Raw genomic sequence first — 2,078 nt, 5'->3', positions numbered from 1 at the left:
AATCATCCCAATCATCCCATTCTTGATTATATTCAGGATGTTCAGGTTCGCTATCCCAGTTAAATTCAGTATTAATTGCAGTTTGTTCTAATGAACGTGGGTTAGCTTCGATATAGTCCATTAAATCTCGAGTTAATTGTTCAACTCCAATCTTTGCGGCTGCTGAGATTAAATAATATTTATCGGTCCAACCTAATGCTTCAACATATTTTTTAGCCAGCTCTTGAGCTTCATCTTGAGGTAAAGTATCGCATTTGTTAAATACTAACCAGCGTTCTTTATTAGCTAATTTTTCAGAGTACTTTTGTAGCTCATTGTAAATAATCTTAGCATTTTCAACTGGATCAGAACCATCAATAGGATTAATATCAATAATATGAAGTAGAATTCTACATCTTTCAAGGTGTTTTAAGAATCTAATCCCTAAACCTACACCTTCAGCTGCTCCTTCAATTAATCCAGGAATATCAGCAACAACGAAGCTTTGCATAGGGCTAACACTACAAACCCCTAAGCTTGGAGCTAAAGTTGTAAATGGATAATCTGCAATTTTTGGTCTTGCTTTAGACACTGAGCTAATAAAAGTTGATTTTCCTGCGTTAGGCATACCTAAAAGACCTACATCAGCCATCAGCATTAATTCAAGCATTAGCTCTCTTTTTTCTCCAGGAGTTCCTAGAGTTCTTTCACGTGGAGCTCGGTTAGTTGAGGTTTTGAATCGAGCATTGCCTAAACCATGATAACCACCTTTGGCAACGAGGAGCTTTTTACCTGGGATAAGGAGTTCTCCTAACACTTCACCTGTATGAATATCAGTTGCTCTTGTTCCTATAGGTACAGATAGAATAAGGTCTTTTCCTTTTTTTCCAGTACAGTTAGAGCTTTGACCATTTTCCCCACGTTCAGCACGATAAGCACGAATGTAGCGATAGTCAATAAGAGTGTTAGTATTATTATCTGCTACTAAGTAGACATTACCACCATCACCACCATCACCACCATCTGGTCCGCCGTCTGGAACATATTTCTCTCTTCTAAAACTAGCGATACCATTTCCGCCATCACCAGCTTCAATTGTAATTATAGCTTCATCTATAAATTTCATAAACTTATAATATATGAAAAAGAACCGCAGAAGCGGTTCTTTTTTGATTAAAATTAAGCTTCAGGTAAAACGCTTACTACACGACGGTTGTTTTTACCACGTGTTTCGAAAACTACTTTACCAGTTTCTAAAGCAAATAAAGTGTGGTCGCGACCAATACCTACGTTTGTACCAGCGTGGAATGCTGTACCACGTTGACGAACTAAGATATTACCTGCTAATACATGTTCACCACCAAAACGTTTAACACCTAAACGTTTACTATGTGACTCGCGTCCGTTCTTAGTAGAACCACCGGCTTTCTTGTGTGCCATAAGTTACATTCTCCAATTTTGTATCGTAAATAATTTAATATTATATTACTTAAGTTATTAAGCTACGATACCAGTAATTTTTACTTTTGTTAAATATTGACGATGACCAGCTTGTTTTAAAGAGTGTTTACGACGACGGAATTTAACAATACGTACTTTTTCACCACGGTATTGTTCAACAACTTCTGCAGTTACTTTAGCGCCTGCAACTACAGGAGTACCAATAGTAACGTTTTCACCGTTCGCAACTAATAACACTTCGTCAAAAGTCACTTGACCATTCGCTTCTAATTTTTCAACTGAAAGAACTTGACCTTCAGTAACACGGTATTGTTTACCGCCAGTTCTGATTACAGCGTACATTTAATAATGCTCCAAAATTTTTAACGTCTTACATTATTCTGAGTATCTAATAGTTTTTAATTCTATAAATTTACTATGCACTCAATATATTATAAATGTATAAAGCTCTCTGAATACTAAACAGAAAAAATAGAAGACTTTTTAGTCTTCTCAACTTAAACTTTATGACGTTGAATTATGTTTTTTTAAAAATCGGATTTATTATATTACAAAAATAAAAAAAGTGCAATAAAAAAATAGGAGTATTTAAATGGCAATCAGGAGTAAAATGTATAATAATTGATACTACTGTAAAT

At 35.0% G+C, this 2,078-nt stretch carries 3 protein-coding genes; all 3 read right to left on the bottom strand.

Annotated features, from left to right (window positions below; genetic code table 11):
- A partial coding sequence (gene cgtA, locus CKF59_RS06765; RefSeq protein WP_119535180.1) for an Obg family GTPase CgtA occupies window positions 1-1,105 on the bottom strand: 1,105 nt, incomplete at its 3' end.
- A gap of 53 nt (window positions 1,106-1,158) precedes the next feature.
- Window positions 1,159-1,419 (bottom strand): 50S ribosomal protein L27, encoded by a 261-nt coding sequence (gene rpmA / locus CKF59_RS06760; protein ID WP_119535179.1) that lies wholly within the window; start codon window positions 1,417-1,419, stop codon window positions 1,159-1,161.
- Window positions 1,420-1,476: 57 nt separating this feature from the next.
- Window positions 1,477-1,782, bottom strand: a complete 306-nt coding sequence (gene rplU, locus CKF59_RS06755; RefSeq protein ID WP_119535178.1) for a 50S ribosomal protein L21 — start codon at window positions 1,780-1,782, stop codon at window positions 1,477-1,479.
- Between the last annotated feature and the right edge of the window lie 296 nt (window positions 1,783-2,078).

This window comes from Psittacicella gerlachiana (assembly GCF_003585965.1).
GTDB classification, from domain to species: domain Bacteria; phylum Pseudomonadota; class Gammaproteobacteria; order Enterobacterales; family Psittacicellaceae; genus Psittacicella; species Psittacicella gerlachiana.
Note: the sequence above shows the minus strand (reverse complement) of the source record. Positions and strands in the feature narration are given on the sequence as shown.